The sequence below is a fragment of the Paenarthrobacter sp. OM7 genome (assembly GCF_029873575.1).
Lineage (GTDB): Bacteria > Actinomycetota > Actinomycetes > Actinomycetales > Micrococcaceae > Arthrobacter.
Genome location: NZ_CP123579.1, coordinates 256,934 through 278,972 on the forward strand (window position 1 = coordinate 256,934; position 22,039 = coordinate 278,972).

The window sequence follows — 22,039 nt, forward strand, 5'->3', positions numbered from 1 at the left end:
CCGAACGGCCCCGACACCCCGGAATGGCTACGTGATCAGCAATTCCAGTGCCTCGGCAAGATGGCCAACCTCCCGCACCGAGAAGCCGTCCGGAATCACACCGGCACCCGCAGGGCTGGCCGGAACAATAGCGTGCGTGAACCCGAGCCGGTGTGCTTCCTGGATGCGCTGGTTGATACCGGGAACAGGGCGGACTTCACCAGCCAGGCCCACCTCGCCGAAGGCAATCAGACGCTGGGGGAGAGCCTTCCGGGCCTTGGCCGACGCTACGGCCAGGGCAACAGCGAGGTCCGTCGCCGGTTCCGTGAGCTTCACACCGCCCACCGTTGCCACGTAGGAATCGTCCTTGTGCAGCATGCAGCCGGCGCGCTGCTGCAGGACCGCCAGAAGCATGGCAACGCGTGAGCTCTCCAGGCCGCTGGTGGCACGGCGTGGTTGCGAATTGGCGCTCTCGGCAAGAAGGGATTGAACCTCTGCCAGCAGCGGCCTGCGACCCTCCATGGTCACCGTAATACAGGTGCCTGAAACGGGCTCACGGGTCCGCGAAACGAACAGCCCGCTGGGATCAGCCAATCCCTCGATGCCGGCCTCGTTCAGGTCAAAGCAGCCGACGTCGTCCGTGGCGCCATAGCGGTTCTTCACAGCCCGGAGCAGGCGCAGGCGCGAATGGCGCTCGCCTTCGAATTGGCACACGACGTCCACCAGGTGTTCCAGCAGCCGCGGCCCGGCGATGGTCCCTTCCTTGGTCACATGCCCCACCAAGAGCGTGGTCATGTTGCGCCGCTTGGCTGCGGCAATGATCGACGCAGCAACTTCACGCACCTGCGAAACTCCGCCGGCGCTGCCCTCCACGTCGGCACTGCTCAAGGTCTGCACGGAGTCCACGATCAGCAGCTTGGGCTCAAGCTTCTCCACCTGTCCCAGTGCCTGCCCAAGATCAGTTTCGGCAGAAAGATAAAGGGTGTGCGCTACAGCGTCGATCCGCTCCGCGCGGAGCTTGACCTGCGCCGCAGACTCTTCTCCGGTGATGTAGAGGACGTCCTGGCCGGTGCGCGCGAACTTCGCCGCCACGTCCAACAGCAGCGTGGACTTCCCGACGCCGGGTTCCCCAGCGAGCAGAATGACGGCACCCGGCACGAGCCCTCCTCCGAGGACGCGGTCCAGCTCATCCACGCCCGTGGGCAGGAAGGCTGCGGTGGTGCCATCCACCTCAGCGATACGGCGGGCCGGCGCCAAAACTGTAGCGGCCGCCGTCGTGCGCGCTACCGTGGCGCCGTACTCCTCAACGGTTCCCCACGCCTGGCACTCGCCGCAGCGGCCCACCCATTTGATGGCGGTCCAGCCGCATTCGGCACACTTGTAGGCGGGTGTTTTTGATGCGCGGGACGTCTTGGAAGCCATGGGTTCAAGCGTAGTGGCGGGGACTGACAGTATTAGCCGCGCCGGCCGCCGTGACGGGCCGCGTCCACAAACACCGCAATGCCCGTCACCCCAAGCGCAAGCCCAAGGGAAGCGACCACGTCCGTGAGCCAGTGGTAGCCAAGGTAGATCCGGCTGCAGGCAACCAACAGCGTCAAGAGAGCGGCACCGCAGAAGGCGAGGACCGCCGTCGCACGTGAGCCGGAACGCGAGACGAACAGGTAAGTGAGGACAAGCGCGAAGATCCCGGCGCCGAGCGTGTGGCCGGAGGGGAATGACAGTGCGTCGTCGGGGCCCAGGAGAACATCGGACGACGGCGGACCGGAGCGCCCCACATCCTGTTTCACTACCGCGGACAGGATGGCGGCAAACGCCATGGCGCCCAACAGGACAGCCGGCCGCCAGAGTTCCTTCTTCCATACCGTCCATACTGCGGCCACCGCCACACCAATGATGGTGATCCACAAGGGTGAGGTCACGGTGGTGACTGCCGTAAGGAGGGCGGTGAGCAAGGGGTTGCGCGAATCAACCATGAAGCTGTGGACCGCGCCGTCTATCGTGGCAAGCCCGGTCTCGGACAGCACGGCGGCGAACATGAGCCAGAAGATGGCGTCCCCGGCCACCAGCAAAATGCCTGCCCACAGGAACAAGGGCCGCTGCCGGAGCTTGAGCGCCGGTGCAGCCTGGAAGTGCACGGAAAAGGCAGGGGTCATCGGTTCATTCTTCCTCGGCGGAGGCTACAGTGCCGGAAGCATCGCGCGGGCTTCTTCCGGTTCCATGCCGCTCGCTTCCAGCAGGTCCACCATGAGGGGACGGAACAGCATCACCACGGTTTCGCCTTCGAGCCTTTGGACATCCAGCATCTTGGGGTGCAGGCGCGCGGCGATATCCGAGAGGTCGTTCCGGGCGCGGCGCAGATGAACCCGCCGCGTCCCTTCGCTTTGCTCCGACAATCCGATGGTCATCTCGTCGATCGCGGCGGCGGTTTCCTGCAGGACTTCGGAGATACTGTCGATCGCTTCATCGGACAGCGCGGCATGGTTGATGGCGCTGGTGAGCCGCCGCGCAAACACCCGGCTGTTACGCAGAGCCAGGTCGATGTACTCCAGGGAGTGCTCCAGGCCGGCCAGTTCGTCGCGGTGCCTCCGGTGCGCGGGAGCCAGGGTTGCCACTTCGCCCGAGGCGCGCAGCGTCTGCCGCATCCGGTCCACCAAAGGCTGGCAGTTGCGGCCGCGGATCAGGGCATGCCAGGCGATGGTGGAATCGCTTTCGGTCAGGGCCTTGCCGCATTCGCGCAGCACTTCGGCGAGTTCATGCAGGATCTTCTGGACATCCTTGCGGGGCTCCCGCCGCGGGTCTTTCGGTACCAGGATGGTCACCAGCAGCGCAAAAACGCCACCGATTACAGCGTCCAGACTGCGCGTAAAGGGCCCACCGGCCGGTGCCGGCAGCAGCACCACCAGCAAGGACTGCAGGCCCAGTTGAGTGGTGAAAATGGTTCCACTGTCCAGGAACCTGGCAAGGAGGATGGAGAAAAGAAGCACGACGGCGGCCTGCCAGATCCCAGCGCCCAGCCAGTGGAGCAGCAGGTCACCAACAACGATGCCCAGGGTGCAGCCGAGGCCCACCTCGATCACCCGGCGCAGGCGCGGATCACGGGAAAAGCCAAGGGCAATCAACGAGGAAGTAGCCGCGAACAGTGGGCCCTGGTGGCCCAGCACATATTCGGCGAAAGCGTAGGCACCCACGGCGCACACGGTCATCTGGATGGCCGGCGTCAACGAATTCCGGCTGCGGACCAAACCCGTCCGGACTCTGGCACGCAGGAACCTCTTGCTTGCAGAAAATCCTTTCGCGGCAGCCATGTCGTCCAGTCTATTTGCCCGGCCCGGGTTCCGACGAAGGCGCAAACCGCATCCCGGGTGCCGCTCAAGGTGGCGCGCGCCACATAACCCAATGGTCCGCCGTCGTTCACCTTCTGTTCACCTTTCACTGCAGATCCCGTTACCTGCGCTCCTTACCTTCAGTAAAGGAACAAAAGGTCCTCAGCTCGCGCACGCCGAAATCTCCGTTCGGCCCGCATCGAAGAATCCCTGGAAGGGGCACATCCAAGTGAAGGCAACTCACTTCGGCCGCAACGCGGCAATCGCGGTCATCGCAGCCGGCGCTCTCGCGCTCACTGCTTGCGGTTCAGACAACGCAACGAACACGCCTGCTGGTACCCAGTCGGCAGCGTCCGGCCCCAAGGTCACCGGCACCCTGACCGGCATTGGCGCTTCCTCCACCGGCGCAGCCATGGACGCATGGAAGGCCGGCTTCTCTGCCGCCAACTCCGGTGCCACTGTGCAGTACTCCCCGGACGGTTCCGGCGCAGGCCGCAAGGCCATCATCGACGGCTCGGCACAGTTCGCCGGCTCGGACGCGTACCTGAAGGACGAGGAGCTTGAGAGCTCCAAGGCCAAGTGCGGCCCCGACGGCGCCATCAACATCCCGGTGTACATCTCCCCGATCGCTGTTGCCTTCAACATTCCGGACGTCAAGGAATTGAAGCTCGACGCCGCCACGGTTGCCAAGATCTTCCGCGGCGAAATCGCCAACTGGAACGATCCCGCCATCGCCGCCCTCAACGAAGGCGTCACCCTGCCGGACCTCAAGGTCACCCCGGTCAACCGCTCTGACGACTCCGGCACCACCACCAACTTCACCGACTACCTCGCAGCTGCTGCTCCCGAGGTTTGGACGGACAAGGCTGCCGGCATCTGGCCCGCAACCCTGGCCGGCGAAAACGCCAAGGGCACCTCCGGCGTCGTCAAGACCGTCACCGACACCCCGGGTGCCGTGACCTACGCTGATGACTCCGCCGTTTCCGGCAAGCTGGGCACCGCCTCCATCAAGGTGGGCGAGGAATTCGTCAAGATCTCCGCCGAAGCTGCTGCCAAGGCTGTCGAAGCCGGCAAGCCCGTTGACGGCCGCGCCGCAAACGACGTCGCCATCAAGCTGGACCGCAAGACCACCGAATCGGGCGCCTACCCTGTAGTCCTCGTTTCGTACCACGTAGTTTGCACCACCTACGAGACCAAGGAAGTTGCTGACCTGGTCAAGGCCTTCGAAAGCTACGTCGTTTCCGACGAAGGACAGAAGACCGCTGCTGACGCCGCCAAGTCCGCGCCGCTGTCCAAGACGCTGCAGGAAAAGGCCACGGCCGCTATCGAAACCATCAAGGCCAAGTCCTAAGGTTTCCCGGCGGGTTTGCTGACCCGGCTGAACACTGAAGTTCCCTGTCCCGCGCGACGTGGCCGCAGAGCCGCTGGCGCGGGACAGGGAACTTAGCCATGTAAGACCAGTTCACTCCAGACTGAAGGAACGTGAAGTGACCACCAACTCCCTGACAACCTCCCAAGGCGCAGGACGCGCCGGGGACAAGGTTTTCTCCGGGGCCGCCATGGCCGCAGGGTGCCTGATTCTCGCGGTTCTCTTCGGAGTCGCGTTGTTCCTCGTGGTGCAGGCAATCCCCGCGCTCACCGCCCCTGCTGAAGACATCCAGGGCGGGAACGGCTTCTTCGCCTACATCGCCCCAATCGTGGTGGGCACCCTCATTGCCGCGATCATCGCACTCGTCATCGCCACCCCCGTGGCCATTGGTGTGGCACTGTTCATCTCGCACTACGCCCCCCGCCGGCTCGCATCGGGCCTCGGCTACGTAGTGGACCTGCTCGCTGCCATCCCCTCCGTTGTCTACGGCGCCTGGGGTGCTGCCTTCCTGGCCAAGGAAATCTCCCCGGCGTACGACTGGCTGGCCACCTACCTCGGATGGATCCCCATCTTCGAAGGCCCGGCCTCCGCTACCGGCAAGACCATTCTGACCGCCGGCATTGTCCTGTCCGTCATGGTCCTTCCCATCATCACCTCCCTGTCCCGTGAAATCTTCCTGCAGACCCCCAAGCTGCACGAGGAAGCAGCGCTTGCACTGGGAGCCACCCGCTGGGAAATGATCAAGATGGCTGTTCTGCCCTTCGGCCGCCCTGGCATTATCAGCGCCATCATGCTGGGCCTCGGCCGGGCCCTCGGCGAGACCATGGCCGTTGCCCTGGTGCTCTCCTCCGGTGTCCTGACGGCCAGCCTCATCCAGTCCGGCAACCAGACCATCGCCGCGGAAATTGCCTTGAACTTCCCAGAAGCCAGCGGCCTCAAGGTCAACACGTTGATCGCGGCCGGCCTGGTGCTGTTCGTCATCACCCTGGGCGTGAACATGATCGCCCGCTGGATCATCACCCGGCACAAAGAATTCTCGGGAGCCAACTAAATGTCCGCCACAGTAGTACGCAAGCGCTCAGCGCTCACCAAGGGCCAGCTGCCCAAGTTCGCGCCCTACATTGTCTTGGCCGTCGCACTCGTTGTGGGCGCAGCCATCATGGCGCTCATCGGCTTCAACGCCTTGGGCTGGGGCATCGTCTCCGCCATTCTGTTCGCCGTGGGCCTGGTCTCATGGAGCGGCGCCGTTGAAGGTGCCCGCAAAGCCAAGGACAAGCTCGCCACGTGCTTGGTGGTCGGCGCCTTCCTGATTGCGCTGCTGCCGCTGATCTCGGTCATCGTCACAGTGCTGGTCAACGGCATCCCCGGGCTCATTACCCCCGGCTTCCTGGGCACGTCCATGAATGGCGTAACCGGCGCCTTCGACAACAAGGCAGTAGAGGAGGGCGCGCCGGTCCTCGGCGGCATCTACCACGCACTGCTGGGCACCCTCCAGATCACGCTCCTTGCCACAGTTATCTCCGTTCCCGTGGGTCTCCTCACCTCCATCTACCTGGTGGAATACGGCAACGACCGTCCGCTGGCCCGCGCCATCACGTTCTTCGTGGATGTCATGACCGGCATCCCGTCGATCGTGGCCGGCCTCTTCGCGGCAGCGTTCTTCTTCGCCATTGTTGGCCCCGGCACCAAGACCGGTGCTGTAGCCGCCGTCGCGCTTTCCGTCCTGATGATCCCTGTTGTGGTTCGCTCCAGCGAGGAAATGCTGAAGATCGTCCCGAACGAGCTCCGCGAGGCTTCCTATGCGCTGGGCGTCCGTAAGTGGCGCACCATCACCAAAGTGGTCATCCCGACGGCGATCTCCGGCATCGCGTCCGGCGTCACCTTGGCGATCGCCCGCGTTATCGGCGAAACCGCACCCATCCTGGTGACCGCAGGTTTCGCCACCACCATCAACAACAACGTGTTCGGTGGCTGGATGGCCTCGCTGCCCACGTTCATCTACACACAGATCCTCAACCCGACGTCGCCGTCCAACCCGGAGCCGTCGGACCAGCGTGCCTGGGGCGCCGCGTTGGTGCTGATCATCCTGGTGATGCTCCTGAACCTCGGAGCCCGCCTCATCGCCCGTCTGTTCGCTCCCAAGACGGGGCGGTAGGCTGCCCTTCTGCGGCCTCATCCAAAACTTCCACACCCCCAAGGAACAAAGGAACACCATGTCCAAGCGCATCGACGTCAAAGACCTCAATGTCTACTACGGCAACTTCCTGGCCGTCGAGGACGTCAACATCAACATCCAGGCCAAATCCGTTACAGCCTTCATCGGCCCGTCCGGCTGCGGCAAGTCCACCTTCCTCCGCACGCTGAACCGCATGCACGAGGTCCTTCCAGGCGCCCGCGTCGAGGGCGAGGTCCTCCTGGACGGCGACAACCTCTACGGCCCCGGCGTGGACCCCGTAACCGTCCGCACCCAGGTGGGCATGGTCTTCCAGCGCCCCAACCCGTTCCCCACAATGTCCATCCGCGACAACGTGCTGGCCGGCGTGAAGCTGAACAACAAGAAGATCTCCAAGGGCGCTGCAGATGCCCTGGTGGAGAAGTCCTTGGTGGGCGCCAACCTGTGGAACGAGGTCAAGGACCGCCTGGACAAGCCTGGCTCCGGCCTTTCCGGTGGTCAGCAGCAGCGTCTTTGCATCGCCCGCGCCATCGCGGTTGAGCCCCAGGTGATCCTGATGGATGAGCCCTGCTCCGCCCTTGACCCCATCTCCACCTTGGCCGTTGAGGACCTCATCAACGAGCTCAAGGACCAGTACACCGTGGTGATCGTGACCCACAACATGCAGCAGGCTGCGCGTGTGTCGGACAAGACCGCGTTCTTCAACATCGCAGGCACCGGCAAGCCGGGCAAGCTGATCGAGTTCGCCGACACCACCAGCATCTTCAACAACCCTGGCCAGAAGGCCACGGAAGACTACGTCTCCGGCCGCTTCGGATAAGGGTTCTTGCAGGTTCCGGCTTCTTGGGGGGAGTCGGCACAGAACGACGGCGACCGTCGCCTTGGGGGTACGGTCGCCGTCGTTTTTTCTTACCCAACTAAGTAACAGCAAACGTCGCAATGAGGGCTCATTGCGACGTTTGCTGTTACTTAGTTGGGTTTACAGGTCCGCGAGGGGCGAGAACGCCAGCTCCAAGACGAAGGCAGCTGCGGCTGTGACCAGCGGCGTGGCCACCCAGAACAGCAGGATCCTCCGCACCAAGCGCCTGTTGACGGTGTGGAAGCGCTGATTGACCCCCGCACCCAGCACGGACGCCGTCAGTGTATGGGTGGTGGAGAGCGGCAGGTGGAAGGCGATGGCGCCGATGAACAGCATTACGGAGGTCAGTGTTTGCGAGACAAACCCTCGCAGCGGATCCACCCTGATGAGCTTGTGGCCAAGAGTGTGGGAGATCCGCCAGCCGCCGAACATGGTGCCCGCGGTAAGCATGATGGCTGTAACCAACAGGATCCAGAGTGGCACATCGTTGCCGCCGGACAATCCCGCAGCCACCATGGCCAGCAGAATGACCGCAGCTGTGCGCTGGCCGTCCTGGAGCCCGTGGCCGAAAGCCACGGCGGCGGCGGAGATGGCCTGCGCCCGGCGGAACCGCCGGTTGACCACGTTCGGCTGCGTGTAGCGGGCAGCCCATGTCACCGGCCACACCAGCAGGTACGCCGCCACGAACGCGATGACAGGCGACAAGACCAACGGCAGCGCCACTTGGGTGAGCAGGACGTTGTCCATTCCCCCTACCGCGTTGCCGCCCACCAGGACGCTCGCTGCACCTGCGCCAATCAGGCCGCCCACCAGTGAGTTAGTGGAGGACAACGGGATGCCGCGCCACCACGCGTACACACCCCATAGGATGGCTGCCGTAAGGGCCGAAGCGAGGATGGTCAGGCCGCTGGTGCCGCTCGGCAGTGTGATCCAGGACTGGGTGAAGGCCAGGATGAAGGTGCCGCTGAGCATGGCGCCCACAAAGTTGAAGATGGCGGCCAGGAGCACCGCAATTGAGGGAGTAAGTGCGCGGGTCCGCGTGGAAAGAGCGACGGCGTTGGAGACGTCGCGGAAGCCGTTCAGGAATGCGAAACCGGAAGCCAGGCCAACTACCAGGACCAGGATGGCGATGGTCACGTCATGATTCCTTGACGATGATGCTGCCTACCTGGGTGGCGACCTTCCGCATGTCCTTGGTAACTTCCACCAACTGGTTGGCGATGTCCCGGTGCCGCGCGTATTGCGTGGATTTCATGTCCTTGAGCATCTCGGCCACCCAGATCCGGTGGGTCCGTTCTGCGCGCTTGGCCAGCCGGAGGATCTCGATCCAGTAGTCCTCAAGCTCGTCCAGGTCTTCGAGTTTCCGCATGGCGTCCACGGTGAGCTCGGCCTGCCGGCTGATGATCTCCAGTTGGTCGGCTGCCCGTTTGGGAAGTCGGTCCAGCTTGTAGATGGCTACAAGGTCACCGGCGGCGTCGAGTTTCTCCATGGCCTCGGTGAGGTGGCGGGACAGCGTGTACATGTCCTCGCGGGGGAGCGGGTTCACAAAGCTGGTGCGCATGTGGGTCAGCAGGGCGAAGTGCAGGTCCAAGGACTTGGACTCGTGCTCGTGCAGTTCTTCGGCGAGGCGCTCGTGCTCGCTGGCGGGGGCTCCAAGAATTTCGGAGAGCGTCCCGGTGCCGGCCACGATCACACTGGCCATCTGCGCGAGGAGGACGAGCCCGGCAGGTTCCTGGGGGAAAAGGCGCAGCTTCATATCGCTTTCCGGGCTGGGGACGGATGGGCGTGGGCAGCTTGACTTGACGCCGCCCATTTCGATCCCAACTTTACCGGTCCGTTGGGTGCGTCCGCTCAGTACACGGGACGCCCCGGGGAGAAGTCCCCATCGCTTCGCCTCCCGCACTGTGAAAGACTGGGCAAGCTCCGGATTAATCCACTCAATGGGGGAATTATGCGACTCAATAATGTTGTGAAAGTCACCAGCCTCGCGGCAGCTGGAATGCTCGCGCTCAGTGCCTGCGGCACCACCACGGCGGGCTCGACGACGGGTGGTTCCGAATCGTCGTCGTCCTCGTCTCCTTCTTCGTCCACCTCGGCGTCAACGTCGGCCTCGCCGTCCGCTTCCTCCTCCGAAGGAGCCGGGACTTCGTCCGGTGCTTACACCGCGGCGGCCTGGGCGCTCCCCATTTCAGATGCAGGTGACAAGCTCGGCACTCTCAAGGGCGATAGCTTCAGTGTGGACATCTATCAGGTGGCCACCGACGTGGCTTCCAAGGACAGCATGTTCGTGGACAAGGAAACCAAGGAGAACCTGCTGAAGAAGGGGGCGCCGGTGGTTTACCTGAACTACGTAGTCACCAACACCTCGTCGGCGGATATTCCCCTGAGCCACTCCCTGGTTACCCCTTCGGCCAAGTACACGGACTGGAAGTACCTCGGCGGGATGCCTTCGGACTCCAGCAGCGATGGCTATAAGAAACATGGGCTGAGCAGCTCCGGCGTGAAGCTGAAGGAAAAGGACCCGTTCATCCTGAAGCCCGGAGAGTCGTTCAATATTGCGGAGAACTTCGCCTACACGGCCGGTAAGGAAACGGAGATCAAGGCGACCTTGACGCCTCAGGACGCTTCCGGCGACCTCGATCACGACAAAAAGGAAACGGCGGACACCACGGTCACGCTGAAGTAATTCCGACGGTATTTGCCCGGGTCCGCCTCAACGCGGACCCGGGCATTCTGCATCCGGGCATAAAAATGGTGCCGAACCGGATACGCCTCTCGGCGGTAGGCCGCTCGAAGCGGCTATAAGTTGAAGCCCGGGGGTTTCGCGGTTCGACACCAGTTTTAGTTTTCACCGTCCGGCGGGCTAAGTCAACATTGACAGTCCGGGGCCGACGTGGGTACGTTTCGCCCTGTTTGCTGGCTAGTCCAGCTCGCCCAGGCGCCATGCATTGGCGGCGTGCTCAAGGTCCTCGGCCGTTTTGACGAGCTGGTGCGAGTTGCGGGTCAGCTTGCTCGCATGGCTTTCATTGCTGTGCTCTGCGCCGTCGGCAAGAGTGGCTTGGCCGAGTGCCACCACGCGGCAGAAAGCGGCGGAACGTTCCAGCGCGACGTCGAACTCGCCGTCGAAAGCGCCGGACAAAATGGCGTCAGCCATGGTCTTCATTTCATCGGCTCCGGGCGGCTCCGCAGCGCCGGCCACCACGTTGGAAACCTGCGCGGTATCGCGTCCGGCCCGGAAGTAGACGGAGATCTTCTCGGGGTTCTGGATGGTGGCGGCGCGGAGGGCGTAGAGCCGCCACAGCGCGCCGGGAAGGCTACGGGCGGGGCTTTCTGCCCACATCTCGGCGATGGCTTCCAAGCCCTGCTCATCGGCCAGTTTCACCAAGCGGCGGGTGACTTTGGGGTCGTCGCTGTCGCGGCCACGCCTGACCAAGGCCTGCGCAGCAAGGTGGGCTGCCTCGGAAACCCGCGCGGGGTCTGCCCCGCCGGCGAACGGTTCGAAATCGATCGGGGCAAAAGGCTTGGGCTTGTGGTGCCTGTTTGCTCCGCCGTACGCGCGTGGTCCTGGCTGTTCGCTCATGAGTTCACCGTACTCCTGTGCTCTGGCGGGGTCGAGTAACGGTTGCCGGGGCTGCGCCGTTGCCGGGGGCGTGCCTTCACCACCTAGTTTGGCGCCGCCCCGTGCCCGACACGCCGCTGCCGCCGCGCGCCGCCGTCGAACGTTGGTCCAAAGAAGGTGACGACGGCGCACGTCACCTTGAGTTCCTCGTCTGCCCTGACGTTGGGGTACAGTATTCATGGCTGTTTCTACAGCTGGAGGGGCCTTTAGCTCAGTTGGTAGAGCATCGGACTTTTAATCCGTGGGTCGTGGGTTCGATCCCCACAGGGCCCACCCTTTCCGCAGGTCAGAGGCGTTTCGCCTCTGGCCTGCTTCTGTTTGCAGGCTCAAATCCAACGGAAACCCAACTATTTGGATTGCTCTTCAACCCCCGCGACAGAGAGTCTGGCAAATAATTGAGCCCCAAGGGTTGTTGCCTTGACCGGCTGCCCAAACGCGTCAGGTACTTTGTAGATGCCTATCTCCGGATTCATTGCTTCTGATCCTGGGTGCATTACCAGCCCCGCTCTCGTGAGATCCTCTATTAGAGGAGGCACTGCTTCTTGAAGGCCGACGGCGTCCCCGATCTCGGAAACCTTGAGTATCGTTCCTACACCGAACAGCATGGACCCGCTGCCGTGGGTTGCGGTGTGGTCCAACGGCAAGCGCAGTATGCGGGCATGCGGAGGCTCCACCGAACTTAGGATTCTGATCCACACGCTCTCTGGATCAATCAACGCGTCATCCGACAGCATGGCGCCTAAGGCATAACCGAGAGCTGGTGGCTTCTCGCGTAGCCTGGTCCGCCGAGCAGCATCCATGGCTTCTGCGGCCAGGAGGGCTAAGTCCTCTCCCTCCAGGAGATGCCTAACAACGTCCTCTGGAGAGATGCCAGCTTTTTGGCCAGCTGCTACAGCCACGCGGTTGATTTGCTTGTCCTGGACTTCCTGCAGCTTCCCGCCAAAGGTGTGCAGCGCCTCCACCATTCCGGCGACCGGGATCGCGATAGGTGGGAATGCGGCGCCAATGGCAGCTCCCGCGGCTGCGGAGATTCCTTTGCCTACGGGCCCGAGACCTAGTTGGTCGGGCAAGGGTTGAATTGCCAGGTCCGGTTCTTGGCTGCTCTTCTCCCAATTCATTGGACAATTCTGTTCAGCGCGTCAGCAACCTCGGTGTGGACTGTCTTCCTGCCCATGTAGACGTCCTGGGTCATAGAGATCTGAGCGTGGCCGAGCTGGTCCGCGCCAACACGGGCGGAGAGACCCTGTTCATCAATTAGCGTGGCGACGGTCTTCCTGAATGTATGGAAGTGACCCATTCAAGCTTGAGAGCCGTCCGTACCCGCCGCCATTGCTTGCTCACGGCCGAGGGGTCGCGCAGCACGCCTGTAGTGGACGGGAAGACCACATCGTAGATATTTGTAGGAGCTGCCACTCTGCGAGCCATGAGCATGGATAGTGCGAAGTCGGGCAGTGGCAGTGTCCTTGCGCCTGACTTCGTTTTGGTGAAACTCTCGCGGAGCATGCCACCGCCTGGCATGCGGTTCACCTTGCCCGAGATTGTCGCGGTTTTGGTATCGAAGTCGATGTCTGAGCAACGAAGCCCCAAGATTTCTGAGATTCGGGCACCGGTGGCGGCAAACATAATCACGACGTCGGTGAGGTCGGCAATGGCACAGTACTCGCTGATGGTCTGTTTAGGTGTGACCTTGTTCTCTGCATTGAGCACCTTTTCAGAGCTTCTCAGAGCATCGATAACGCCGCGGAGCTCGTCAACACTGAGTGAACGCGCCGGCTTTGATTCCATTTTGATGGTTCCAACATCCCGTACAGGGTTGGAGGGGGCGGCGCCGAAACGGACGGCGAGTCCAAACATGCCACTGAGGATCACCCGGGCGGACTTCGCAACTGATACTCCATGCTTGTTCTTCACGGTCTTCACGAACGCGTCAAGGCGCTGCGTGGAAGCCTCGCGAATCTTGTACCCGCCGACACCCTCGATGACGTACGTGAAGGCATACCGGTACCGCTCCATTGTGCGAATAGCCCGCCCTTCCTCCAGCAGGTGAGCCTCGTAGGCATCCCAGAGATCCGTCAGCCGGCTCTCTGGAGTCAGATCCTCTATTGACGGGGCAGTCCGCTCGGCAAGGTGGGCGGAGAGGTTCCGCTCTGCCTCTGCGCCGGTGCGGCCGTTGCGCTCCACGAGACGCGTGACTCCGTCCAGGTCCCGTACCCGTGCCTTGGCCACCCAGCGGCCCTTACCAAGCTCAGTGCGCTTGATCTTCCCCCATGAACCGATGGGCAACGGCGGCCTAGGCATCAGCAGCGTTCCGCTCGGGTGAGGTCATGACTGCACCTAGGTCGTGGGTGAGCTCGGGAGAAGTTTGAGGCGGCTGCAAGCCTGCTTCTATGAGGTAGTCGTAGGATCGCCTCATCTCATCCTCAAGCTTACTGAGGCTGTCCCTCATAGACTGAGCGACCTCGGACTGTCCTCCGTTGAGGACAAGCTGATTAATTCTCTTTGTTGAATGGCGCATGAGGGACCAGGTGTTAATCAGTTCTGCGAGCTTCAACTGAACGGCCATGATCTCTACAGACTCATCGAAGGCTCTCCCTTGGGATAGCTGACGAGGCAAATAGGTGTTGTGGACCCAGGAGTTCCCCGCGAACCAAGCCCACGCCTCAAAAGGGTTGAGTGTAACTATCGGCAATATCGGAACTTGGTCAGCCTCATCCAAGGGGAAGAGGATTGATGCGGGAGCCGTCTCCAGCCCTGCAGCAATAGCGGCCACCTCGTGGACAGGAATCGCTTCTTTGCGGCCAGATTCATTGTTGGCGATCGTGCTTCGGGGAATGGCGAAGCCCAGTTCCTCGCAACGGTCGCTCAGCTTCTGCGCGGACAGACCTGCCCGGTCCCGCAATGTCCTGATTCGCGTGCCTATCTGAGTTGACCAGTTCGACGGCCATTGAGCCTGCTCGTTTTGTCCCGTGGTGAATCAGTTTGCAAGAAGAGCGATGGCCAGCGGAACGAGAAGACGTCTCATAGATACCCCCAGAAATGACGTGATATCAATGACCCTAGCTCGTCGTTGCATAACTCAACTAGAAAACGCCGCAAAACGCCTGCTTCAGCAGACTACGACTCGACGCCTAGGCCGGCGTCCGAGCCTCCGACCTGACTATTGGAAAGAATCCTCAACGCTTACATACGGAGAGCAAGGGGCCATTTCGTCTACATTGGTCCGGTGGATGCAGAGACTTTGAGGTTATTGATCACTGGAACAACCGGCGTGAGTGGTGCCGTGTTCGGTTCCCTCGTTGTTGGGCTTCTAAATAGGGCAACGGCAAGAGAAACCCGAAAGGCTTCAGAGGACTCAGAGTCGCTGGCATGGACCAGGGCGCAAGACGCAAACCGAGAAACTTGGTTGCGGGATGAGCGCAAGAGAACCCACATGGCCTTTTTTGAGGTGGTCGCTGACCTAATGGTTGTCGCAGCCTCACACCCTGGTCAGGCCAGGGCATCTGAGTGGCCCCAAGAGTACTGGGTTCAGAACACTGAGGTTTACTCACGCGGGTCGCGGCTGCTGACAGAAATGCAGTTGCTATGCGAACCAGCAACGTACAACGCCGCGGGCCGCATGTTTGGAGCGAAGATAAGGCTTGCCGAGATGATTTCCCAAAACCCGAAAAGCGTTTCGCCGCCAGGAACGTTCGATCCTGAAACGGACATGATCATGCTCAATGTGGAGCTTACTGAGGCTGGGTATCTTGCCCAAATCCGTAAGGAGCTCGCAATCCCCGGGGAAGTTCCTAGCGTTCCGTCTCCTGCGGCACCTTGATAGCTGTTTGACTTGCCCAGGATGGCGAATCGGCAGGCTTGGAAGGGATCCCACAGTTACTTTCGTACGGACTTAAAAAGGGCCCTTAATGATGGTCCTAGAAATCAACCCCGGCCGCAGGAGATACATGTGCTTCTCAACTAGCCGGTTCAACTCAACGACTTCTTGCACTGCCGAATCCGAATTGACTGATACCCCGAAGACGGAAACCACTCTGGTGTCGGTGTTGAAGTGTCGACCATAGACGGTGCCGGGATCCTCGGAGATGCCATCGTTTCCCGTAATGCACAGGTCGATGAAGTTTTTACTTCGGACTGCACATGCCAGCGGTCTACGCGTTCATCAAAGTGTGCGAAGCCGTTGCGGACGTCGTGAAGGGCCAGGACGCTCTCATCGGAAAGACCTAGCTCATCCCTTAGTAGGGTTGCCCTTTCCTTTGAGCTGGACCGCATATCGCCAGCCCCGAGATGCTTCCGATCCTGTGATGGCCAGAGGACGTTCCCGATGGCTGCCATCGCATTTAGCGCCGAGTTCATGCTGAACCAGAAGCCCTCCGTGTCTGTTACTTCGCTGGCAAAGTCGAGGACGGCTTTCATGGATTCGACCGCGTGAGCACTTGCCGAGTCTGAAACAAGAGCTCTTGCTCGAAGATCCAAAGGAGTTGGCTCTCCGTTTTTCCAAGGGTCACTTGGCCGACGTCATCCCCCCGAATCTTCTCGGTCAGGAAGATCGGAGTCAGATGTTCACTTTCGGGCATGCGCGTAACGCTACCAAGGACAAGAGAACTAGCGGACCGAAACTGCACCGCTCACTTACCGGGAGGGGGCGCTTTTTGTCGTCCCTGAAGGATTCTGCTTGGCGGTTATCCCGGAGAAAATGGCTGGCAACGCTCGGAAGATGTGCCACTCGGGGTGACCTCCACAGTTAGCGCAGAACCGACCGGGGCCCGCCCCTGCATCAAGGTGGGTTACGGTGAGCAGGGCTTTTACTTGAGCCCGGCTCATCGGTGATCTTCGGCCCCGAGGTCTTGGCACCTTAAACCGACCCAAGCTATACGCTGTCCTCTACGACTTCATCTACAGGGCTGACTCCCCACTCGATAGCGTCGTGCACCTGAGTTTGAAGCTGCGCGTCGTGGTGTTCATCGGTTGTGTCAATGATTTCCGCGTCCTCTGGGTCTACCGGTACTGGCTCTGTCGCTGCGTCAATCCCGAGCTTGTCCCCCTTCTCCTTCAGCAGAGAGTCGAGATGGTCCTTGGAGTCTTTCTCAGCAGCGAACAAGCGATCGTGCACGGGGTCACTAGTCATGGCAAGATGCTAACCCGGACGAGCAGGCTTTCGGCGAGTTGTGCCGGCGGAAGTTGCGTTCCTAGTGCGACGCCTCCACATGAATGAAGTTTGCCTCCGCCCCGACAAGCGGACCGATTGTGCTAAGTGCTTGTGCGAAATGCTCCGGGCCGTTTCCTTGACACGCCGTTGTTTGTGGTCGAGGGCGGTCAGCATAGTAAGAACCAGTCCTATCCATAGGATTGCCGCCAGAAGGACTGTACCTATTAGGACGAGGGGCTGCATGTGGGAAGTGTAACTCTCGTCCGTTGGCCGGATAAGAGGAACGGCCCAGGGAATTTCCGCACCACAGAATTGGGTTCTAAAAGGCACTTCTCCTTGTCTGATGCCTCGTTATCGTCGGAAACATCAGTTTCCGGGAGAATCTGGAACACGTCGGCGGGGCAAAGACCTCTCAGCCCAACATATGGTCGGACCCACAAATGTCAGTGCACGTCCCTTGCTTGCTCTGGTTGTGCGAAGAAATATTGGGGGAAAGCCATACCGCATACAGCGGATCTCTTGCTGGGGGCTCTTTACGGACTGTACGGTTAGCAACGTCGCAAGCATCCTTGCGACCTCGCATCACATTCTGGGGAGTATTACATGAAACGCTCGCATGTTGCGTTAATAGGGGCATTAACGCTTGCGCTTGCAGGGTCGGCGACACCGGCCTTTGCTGCAACCACACCCTCGCAGGTAACGACCGGGTTCTCCGGTTCAGCGTACGGTTCGTACATTTTCAACACTGACAAATCACTAACGTCTGGTCCTACGGCGAGTTCCAGCATTAGCTGTACCGGCGCGACCGGAAAGACCGCCACGAACACCGCTGCAGCACTGACTGTGCCCGCAGTCGGAAACGTTGGTGCTGCTTCCACCAGCGTCAAAACCCTGCTGACGACTACGGGCAAACGGATTGAAAGCAAGTCCACGATTGCTGGCGCTAACCTCTTGGGCGGGCTGGTCACTGCTGGTGCCATCACGTCTGAAAGCTCCGCGGATAAGAACACCGCAGGTGCCTTCTCGGGCGCGAACGCCACGAACATCGCGGATTTGAAGGTCCTCGGTCTCCCGGTCAGTGCCACTCCGGGTGCCAACACCGTGCTCGACCTCAAGGCACCGATTGTTGGTTCCGTTGGCAAAATCACCCTGAACGGACAGGAAAAGCGCCTCGTCAACGGCGTCTACCAGGTTTCGACCACAGCTCTGCGAGTTGAAGTTTTGAAGGCCGGCCTTGTTGGCATAGCCGCTGGAACGGACATCCGTCTCGGCGTCAGCACCGCCAATCTTGTCGCCCCTCAGACCGGTTACCTGTCCGGCACCGGCTACAGCACCAGGGCTACCGTGGCTAGTGGTCTCCTCAACTCGGGCCCCACTGCACTGGCCTATGTCAGGTGCGCTGGCGGAACCACAACAGCTAACGTCGCGGGAGTAAACATCCCGGGCCTAGCCACCGCAGGAGCAGCGACAACGACCACCAACGGTGTCCTCACTCCGCAACCTAAGAGCACCGTGACCAACACCCTCGCGGGGCTCAATGTGCTCAACGGTCTGATCCAGGCTGACGCCATCAAGGCCGAGACAAGCGCAACACGGGCGGCAGGTGCCACCACGGCAACGCTCACGGACACCTCCACCTTCACCAACCTCAGGATCAAGGGACTTCCGGCTATAAACGCCTCAGTCGCCCCAAACACCGTCGTGCAGGTCCCGGGCCTCGGTCAGGTAACCCTGCACAAGGTCAGCAAGTCGTCCACGACAATCATCGTCACGATGATTGAAGTGGTCCTCAACCAGCCCATCGGAGCGCTGCCCACCGGGTCAAAAATCCAGATCGGCTACTCCAACACAGCAGTGGGCCTCTAGGGTCCCAGAGCTAGCCTCGGGCCTTCTCAAGACCCGCCAGTAACAAAGGAACGGTCCGTCACCGCACTCGGTGGCGGACCGTTCCTTGATTCCGTGCCGATTTATAATCACAGCATGTGAGGGCTCACGACAAACGCCCCGGGTTTGAACAGCAATCCTTCAGCATGCGGGGTCAGCATGTTTACATGACCGTTGAACTCCGCCCAGGATCGGGCGACAAACTCGCCGACATCCACCAGTTCGCCGAAGACCTCAAAGCCTCGGACGACCCCCATGAGGCTTCAATTGGGCTGAACCTAGTGCTGATACTGAAGGGTAAAAATAGGTAGCCGCTGGTCCGAGCTACTCCGCAACGATCTCGGCTGTTAGATTCCACCCATGGTCAAGCACCCATCGGAACTGCCCGTCAACTCACGTTGGGCCTATCGTGCTCGAAAGGGACAGCCTCTAAAACAGGTGCGAGTCGTCAAGCTTGGCGTGAAGCATCCGAAACGTGCCTACATCGCGTTGGTGGACGTCGAAGAAGAAGGCGAAGAGATGTGGACGCCCATCGGCCGGCTCAAGTGCCGTTGGGAAGACGTCGATCGCTTCAACGAAGTCGAAGCGAAGTGGGTGGCCATTGCGGCGGCATCGGGGCATGCTTCTGACGTCGAGGCCGAAGTGGTAGAGCTGGTATTCGGTTGCTTTGACGAGGCGGGTTCCTTGAATTACTGGGTGGGGAACCACCATGGCGTGACTGCCGTGGAAAACCCGGCGTCGTTTCAGGTGCGGCACTCAATTCCCTTGGAAGAGTTCCTCGGTAGCCTGTGTTTCGAGGACAACGGTGCAATCATCATTTCCCTTCAGGACACTCTGGAGCTGGCCCGTCGGCTAGCCGTCAGTGACCCGGAGAAGATCCAATATGCCCTTGACGTGGAGCTGGGCAAAGCCTCCGAAGAGCATCTAGAGGACGTCTCTTTCGGCAAGGTTGGCAAGAAGAGATGGACATGGAATGGAACCTCCACCCGCCCCCGTATTGACGACCTCACCGAAGCGGCAGCCATCATCAGGGGGTGGATCGGCGCTTCACAAGTTCAAGATTGGGACGAACTACTAGCTCTGCGTGCAGAGGTTGCCCGGCTCAGCTCCATCATCAGCAAAGCATCAGGGGTTCTCCACGCCCACGGGCTCATCCGCGACACGGCCAGCATCCGCCGGCTCCACGGTCCAACCCGATTCCCTGTTCCCAGACTCAAATCGTATTTCGAGATGAGCAAGGAAATGAATGAGGGCCTGAAAGCGCATTCGAATGTCGAGAATGCGGAGGACTAGGTGTGCAAGTCGGTCCAACCTACCAGCACCGTCCGAGCTGAAGCGCTATGAGTACTCAAGTAGTGAGCGCACAATCGTGTTCCTAACGTAGTCGTGGATGGCTCGGATTGCCTTCATGACATCGTGGCCGGCCAGGATTGGACCTGACCCAAAGGCGATTCGAATGTCGAAGTTGGCTTGGGCGTGACCATTGTTCGAAATTGCCGCACGCATGAATTCCTGAGGCTCTTCAGTGAGGCTTTCCACGGAGCGGGCTTTTACGTGGTCCACCCGACCCCAAGCAAACTCCAAACTGGACATGGCCGCGCCGGACTGCACGACTGCGGCGGCAGCGAGTCGTCTCGCGAACCGCGCTTCCTCTTGGCCCTCTAATCTTTTAGCACGCCTCTGGTGTTCGCGTTCTGTTCTCGATGCACGCCCAGCCTTAGATCCACGTTGGCCAAGATGATCTCATTCCCACGGCTTGGGGGATTGACCGGCTTTCATAGCGTCGATGCGCTCTACGGTATCCTGCCACTGTTGCTCGCCTCCGTAGTGTGGAACGGGCGCCCACACTATACGCAGCTTGTTGGCCAGGCGTTGAGCCACGGCCTCAGCCGGCTTTGTCTGCAGCGACTTGCGCAGGCTTGAAGGCTCCTGAATATGGAAGATGGCACGGCTGTTCTCGTCGTCGTAGTCGTACTCCCACTCCACCTCGCCGTTCGCCTGCAGGAAATTAAGCATTTGGGCCAGATGCCAGGTTCGGTGAAGTCGGTAGGGCTTTATGTTGGGCATTGGAGGTCCTCATTTGGGTGGGCATAGGCAATACATCCATCCTGCCGCAAGCCGCCATACGTTGTGGGTGGGATCAGGCTAAGCACTGAGCGCGTACCCCCTAGGTGCCCTCGGTGAGCATCCGTAGCGCCTCGTTGATCCTGTCCTTGTCGTACGCAGGCGGCTTCTCGCCGGCGATACTCTGGGCTATCTCATCCTGCTGCGCTGGTGAGAAGCGGTAGAGGCGCCCAATACGGTCACAGGGCCACGCCCCAGAGCGGCTTCAATGACTGGGCAAGAAACGCCGCGAACCTCCAGCGGCACCAGCAGTTGCTTTCCGAGAACGAGACCTTCGCTGTGGTGGCGTGGATCAACATGAACCGCCCACGGTTCCGACTGTGAACAGCGGCGACGCAGCACGGGCCGGCGCCGAACGCTTCGTCACAGACCTCCAGGGGTTCAACGCCGTCAGAGAGGGTTTGGGTAGCAGGACCACGGAGACCCTGCACGTACTGGCCCATTCCTACGGCACCACCGTGACGTCCAACGCCCTTGCCGCCGCGGAATTGAACGTCGCTTCCTTCACGATGCTCGGCTCCGCCGGGATAGAGAAAGAGATCCGGAACGCCGGAGATCTCCACGTGCCCGCCGGGCAGGTCTACACCACCGAAGCCAGCGGTGACGGACTGGCTGATTTGGGTCGCTTCCAACGCCAGGATCCGCGGCTGGAGTCCTTCGGTGCGAAAGTGTTCTCCTCGGAAGAGGCCACAATCGAGGGGACCCGTTATGAAGGCACGACCGAACACAACACACTGGTGAACGAAAAGGGCGGTGGCGGTTACGGGTACCTAGACAAGGGAACCACCGCCCTGTATGAAGCTGCCCTAACAACAACCGGCAACGGAGACCGAATCCTGCCAGGCGCACGACCGGTATCGCCACCGGCTGGATTTGCGGGCCGTTGAACAACTCAGGAAGAGTGAACCACATGCCCCATGAACCCAAGGCCCGGCTCAAGGCCCGCCGCATACTCGCCGGATTGTTCTGCGCGACTCTTGCACTGACCGCCTGCACGCCCCCTACCACGGAGAACCCCATGACCGGCTCAAGCAATCCCAGCGACCCCGCAACCGTCAAAGCCCAGGTAGAAGAACTAAAACAAGCCCTCAAGGATCTCCACGCCTTCAAAACCGAAACCCAAAAAGTCATCGGAACCCAGAAATGGGCGGATACAGACAACCCTGTCAACAGCGCCTGCAGCACATCCGACCGGCAAGACGGAGTGAACTACAGTATCCTGAGCCAAACTTCCGACCCCGTCGATCTGGAAGCGTCAGTAAACGTCGTCAGAACGTTCTGGGAATCCAAGGGCTTCACGACCCGAACCGAAACCAACCCCCGGGACCCAGGTCTCATCCGCCTCTACGCTGACGAGAACGGCGGACACCTTCTGTCCTACTACGCAAACATCAAAGGCTCCAGTCTGGAGATGGACACCGTCTGCATCGCCGGAGACCAAACCGCAATCTACAAGGAATTGGACAGGCAGGAAGCGAGCCCCAGCCCCTCGCCGACCACAAAGTAGAGCCGTTACAGCACGCTCCTTCTGCCGGCATTACGACCATAGGCACTTGAAGCTAG

At 60.9% G+C, this 22,039-nt stretch carries 22 protein-coding genes and 1 tRNA gene; 12 read left to right on the forward strand and 11 right to left on the reverse strand.

The annotated features are described in order from the left end of the window. Positions 1 to 27 precede the first annotated feature (27 nt). The 3 genes from radA to QEH68_RS01265 are packed head-to-tail and all read right to left on the reverse strand — an operon-like array spanning position 28 to position 3,284. A complete protein-coding gene (gene radA, locus QEH68_RS01255) occupies positions 28 to 1,401 on the reverse strand; it encodes a DNA repair protein RadA (protein WP_207595770.1) in 1,374 nt (457 codons plus the stop codon). 32 nt (positions 1,402 to 1,433) lie between these two features. Continuing rightward, complete coding sequence (locus QEH68_RS01260; RefSeq protein ID WP_280625820.1) at positions 1,434 to 2,132, reverse strand: phosphatase PAP2 family protein; 699 nt, start codon at positions 2,130 to 2,132, stop codon at positions 1,434 to 1,436. A 24-nt stretch (positions 2,133 to 2,156) separates the two neighbouring features. Then, complete coding sequence (locus QEH68_RS01265) at positions 2,157 to 3,284, reverse strand: FUSC family protein (RefSeq protein WP_280625822.1); 1,128 nt, start codon at positions 3,282 to 3,284, stop codon at positions 2,157 to 2,159. Positions 3,285 to 3,531: 247 nt separating this feature from the next. Here QEH68_RS01265 and pstS point away from each other — a divergent pair, with 247 nt between their 5' ends. From pstS to pstB, 4 genes are all read left to right on the forward strand, one after another. After that, entirely contained in the window at positions 3,532 to 4,653 is a 1,122-nt protein-coding gene (pstS, locus tag QEH68_RS01270; protein WP_207595772.1) for a phosphate ABC transporter substrate-binding protein PstS, read from the forward strand. A gap of 136 nt (positions 4,654 to 4,789) precedes the next feature. Beyond that, on the forward strand, positions 4,790 to 5,722 hold the full coding sequence (gene pstC, locus QEH68_RS01275; protein WP_089593240.1) for a phosphate ABC transporter permease subunit PstC: 933 nt from the start codon (positions 4,790 to 4,792) through the stop codon (positions 5,720 to 5,722). Next, complete coding sequence (gene pstA / locus QEH68_RS01280) at positions 5,723 to 6,826, forward strand: phosphate ABC transporter permease PstA (protein WP_280625826.1); 1,104 nt, start codon at positions 5,723 to 5,725, stop codon at positions 6,824 to 6,826. A gap of 58 nt (positions 6,827 to 6,884) precedes the next feature. Beyond that, positions 6,885 to 7,664, forward strand: a complete 780-nt coding sequence (gene pstB / locus QEH68_RS01285; protein WP_011772968.1) for a phosphate ABC transporter ATP-binding protein PstB — start codon at positions 6,885 to 6,887, stop codon at positions 7,662 to 7,664. Between the two features lie 159 nt (positions 7,665 to 7,823). Here the strand turns inward: pstB and QEH68_RS01290 are convergent, their stop codons facing one another. Continuing rightward, positions 7,824 to 8,840: an inorganic phosphate transporter gene (locus tag QEH68_RS01290; protein ID WP_207595774.1), complete on the reverse strand. Its 1,017-nt coding sequence runs from the start codon at positions 8,838 to 8,840 to the stop codon at positions 7,824 to 7,826. Between the two features lies 1 nt (position 8,841). Then, positions 8,842 to 9,459 (reverse strand): nuclease PIN, encoded by a 618-nt coding sequence (locus QEH68_RS01295; protein ID WP_089593243.1) that lies wholly within the window; start codon positions 9,457 to 9,459, stop codon positions 8,842 to 8,844. A gap of 195 nt (positions 9,460 to 9,654) precedes the next feature. On the opposite strand from QEH68_RS01295, the gene QEH68_RS01300 reads away from it, so the two are divergent. Beyond that, the gene (locus tag QEH68_RS01300; RefSeq protein WP_207595775.1) at positions 9,655 to 10,389 is read left to right on the forward strand and encodes a hypothetical protein; all 735 of its coding nucleotides are present in this window, start codon (positions 9,655 to 9,657) and stop codon (positions 10,387 to 10,389) included. A 234-nt stretch (positions 10,390 to 10,623) separates the two neighbouring features. Here the strand turns inward: QEH68_RS01300 and QEH68_RS01305 are convergent, their stop codons facing one another. Next, positions 10,624 to 11,283, reverse strand: coding sequence for a hypothetical protein (locus tag QEH68_RS01305; protein ID WP_207595776.1), 660 nt, complete (start codon positions 11,281 to 11,283; stop codon positions 10,624 to 10,626). 239 nt (positions 11,284 to 11,522) lie between these two features. Here QEH68_RS01305 and QEH68_RS01310 point away from each other — a divergent pair. Continuing rightward, positions 11,523 to 11,595: transfer RNA gene (locus tag QEH68_RS01310), tRNA-Lys, on the forward strand. Between the two features lie 74 nt (positions 11,596 to 11,669). Here QEH68_RS01310 and QEH68_RS01315 read toward each other — a convergent pair. From QEH68_RS01315 to QEH68_RS01325, 3 genes are all read right to left on the reverse strand, one after another. Beyond that, positions 11,670 to 12,440, reverse strand: coding sequence for a hypothetical protein (locus QEH68_RS01315; RefSeq protein WP_280625831.1), 771 nt, complete (start codon positions 12,438 to 12,440; stop codon positions 11,670 to 11,672). 136 nt (positions 12,441 to 12,576) lie between these two features. Continuing rightward, positions 12,577 to 13,620 carry a tyrosine-type recombinase/integrase gene (locus tag QEH68_RS01320; RefSeq protein ID WP_280625832.1) on the reverse strand — a complete coding sequence of 348 codons (1,044 nt, stop codon included), beginning with the start codon at positions 13,618 to 13,620 and terminating at the stop codon, positions 12,577 to 12,579. Continuing rightward, on the reverse strand, positions 13,613 to 14,221 hold the full coding sequence (locus tag QEH68_RS01325; RefSeq protein WP_280625834.1) for a helix-turn-helix transcriptional regulator: 609 nt from the start codon (positions 14,219 to 14,221) through the stop codon (positions 13,613 to 13,615). The genes QEH68_RS01320 and QEH68_RS01325 overlap by 8 nt, the downstream gene beginning before the upstream one ends. Positions 14,222 to 14,545: 324 nt before the next feature. On the opposite strand from QEH68_RS01325, the gene QEH68_RS01330 reads away from it, so the two are divergent. Then, positions 14,546 to 15,139, forward strand: a complete 594-nt coding sequence (locus QEH68_RS01330; RefSeq protein WP_280625836.1) for a hypothetical protein — start codon at positions 14,546 to 14,548, stop codon at positions 15,137 to 15,139. A 1,050-nt stretch (positions 15,140 to 16,189) separates the two neighbouring features. Here QEH68_RS01330 and QEH68_RS01335 read toward each other — a convergent pair. Further along, positions 16,190 to 16,447, reverse strand: coding sequence for a hypothetical protein (locus QEH68_RS01335; RefSeq protein WP_280625839.1), 258 nt, complete (start codon positions 16,445 to 16,447; stop codon positions 16,190 to 16,192). Positions 16,448 to 17,071: 624 nt separating this feature from the next. Between QEH68_RS01335 and QEH68_RS01340 the strand changes: the two genes are divergently transcribed. The 3 genes from QEH68_RS01340 (at position 17,072) to QEH68_RS01350 (ending at position 19,645) form a co-directional block, all read left to right on the forward strand. After that, positions 17,072 to 18,334 carry a choice-of-anchor P family protein gene (locus QEH68_RS01340; RefSeq protein ID WP_280625841.1) on the forward strand — a complete coding sequence of 421 codons (1,263 nt, stop codon included), beginning with the start codon at positions 17,072 to 17,074 and terminating at the stop codon, positions 18,332 to 18,334. Positions 18,335 to 18,519: 185 nt separating this feature from the next. Then, positions 18,520 to 18,663: a hypothetical protein gene (locus QEH68_RS01345; RefSeq protein ID WP_280625843.1), complete on the forward strand. Its 144-nt coding sequence runs from the start codon at positions 18,520 to 18,522 to the stop codon at positions 18,661 to 18,663. Positions 18,664 to 18,811: 148 nt separating this feature from the next. Beyond that, complete coding sequence (locus QEH68_RS01350; RefSeq protein ID WP_280625844.1) at positions 18,812 to 19,645, forward strand: hypothetical protein; 834 nt, start codon at positions 18,812 to 18,814, stop codon at positions 19,643 to 19,645. A 450-nt stretch (positions 19,646 to 20,095) separates the two neighbouring features. Here the strand turns inward: QEH68_RS01350 and QEH68_RS01355 are convergent, their stop codons facing one another. Then, positions 20,096 to 20,419, reverse strand: coding sequence for a hypothetical protein (locus tag QEH68_RS01355; RefSeq protein ID WP_280625846.1), 324 nt, complete (start codon positions 20,417 to 20,419; stop codon positions 20,096 to 20,098). Between the two features lie 377 nt (positions 20,420 to 20,796). Here QEH68_RS01355 and QEH68_RS01360 point away from each other — a divergent pair, with 377 nt between their 5' ends. Next, positions 20,797 to 21,363, forward strand: a complete 567-nt coding sequence (locus tag QEH68_RS01360) for an alpha/beta hydrolase (protein ID WP_280625848.1) — start codon at positions 20,797 to 20,799, stop codon at positions 21,361 to 21,363. A gap of 23 nt (positions 21,364 to 21,386) precedes the next feature. After that, positions 21,387 to 21,983 carry a hypothetical protein gene (locus QEH68_RS01365; protein ID WP_280625850.1) on the forward strand — a complete coding sequence of 199 codons (597 nt, stop codon included), beginning with the start codon at positions 21,387 to 21,389 and terminating at the stop codon, positions 21,981 to 21,983. Positions 21,984 to 22,039: the final 56 nt, after the last annotated feature.

Excerpts from the sequence above, each read along its gene's own strand:
- radA (WP_207595770.1), bottom strand. The coding sequence starts at position 1,401 with ATGGCTTCCAAGACGTCCCGCGCATCAAAAACACCCGCCTACAAGTGT.
- QEH68_RS01260 (WP_280625820.1), bottom strand. The coding sequence starts at position 2,132 with ATGACCCCTGCCTTTTCCGTGCACTTCCAGGCTGCACCGGCGCTCAAG.
- QEH68_RS01265 (WP_280625822.1), bottom strand. The coding sequence starts at position 3,284 with ATGGCTGCCGCGAAAGGATTTTCTGCAAGCAAGAGGTTCCTGCGTGCC.
- pstA (WP_280625826.1), top strand. The coding sequence starts at position 5,723 with ATGTCCGCCACAGTAGTACGCAAGCGCTCAGCGCTCACCAAGGGCCAG.
- pstB (WP_011772968.1), top strand. The coding sequence starts at position 6,885 with ATGTCCAAGCGCATCGACGTCAAAGACCTCAATGTCTACTACGGCAAC.
- QEH68_RS01295 (WP_089593243.1), bottom strand. The coding sequence starts at position 9,459 with ATGAAGCTGCGCCTTTTCCCCCAGGAACCTGCCGGGCTCGTCCTCCTC.
- QEH68_RS01300 (WP_207595775.1), top strand. The coding sequence starts at position 9,655 with ATGCGACTCAATAATGTTGTGAAAGTCACCAGCCTCGCGGCAGCTGGA.
- QEH68_RS01305 (WP_207595776.1), bottom strand. The coding sequence starts at position 11,283 with ATGAGCGAACAGCCAGGACCACGCGCGTACGGCGGAGCAAACAGGCAC.
- QEH68_RS01315 (WP_280625831.1), bottom strand. The coding sequence starts at position 12,440 with ATGAATTGGGAGAAGAGCAGCCAAGAACCGGACCTGGCAATTCAACCC.
- QEH68_RS01320 (WP_280625832.1), bottom strand. The coding sequence starts at position 13,620 with ATGCCTAGGCCGCCGTTGCCCATCGGTTCATGGGGGAAGATCAAGCGC.
- QEH68_RS01335 (WP_280625839.1), bottom strand. The coding sequence starts at position 16,447 with ATGACTAGTGACCCCGTGCACGATCGCTTGTTCGCTGCTGAGAAAGAC.
- QEH68_RS01340 (WP_280625841.1), top strand. The coding sequence starts at position 17,072 with ATGAAACGCTCGCATGTTGCGTTAATAGGGGCATTAACGCTTGCGCTT.
- QEH68_RS01345 (WP_280625843.1), top strand. The coding sequence starts at position 18,520 with ATGACCGTTGAACTCCGCCCAGGATCGGGCGACAAACTCGCCGACATC.
- QEH68_RS01355 (WP_280625846.1), bottom strand. The coding sequence starts at position 20,419 with ATGCCCAACATAAAGCCCTACCGACTTCACCGAACCTGGCATCTGGCC.
- QEH68_RS01365 (WP_280625850.1), top strand. The coding sequence starts at position 21,387 with ATGCCCCATGAACCCAAGGCCCGGCTCAAGGCCCGCCGCATACTCGCC.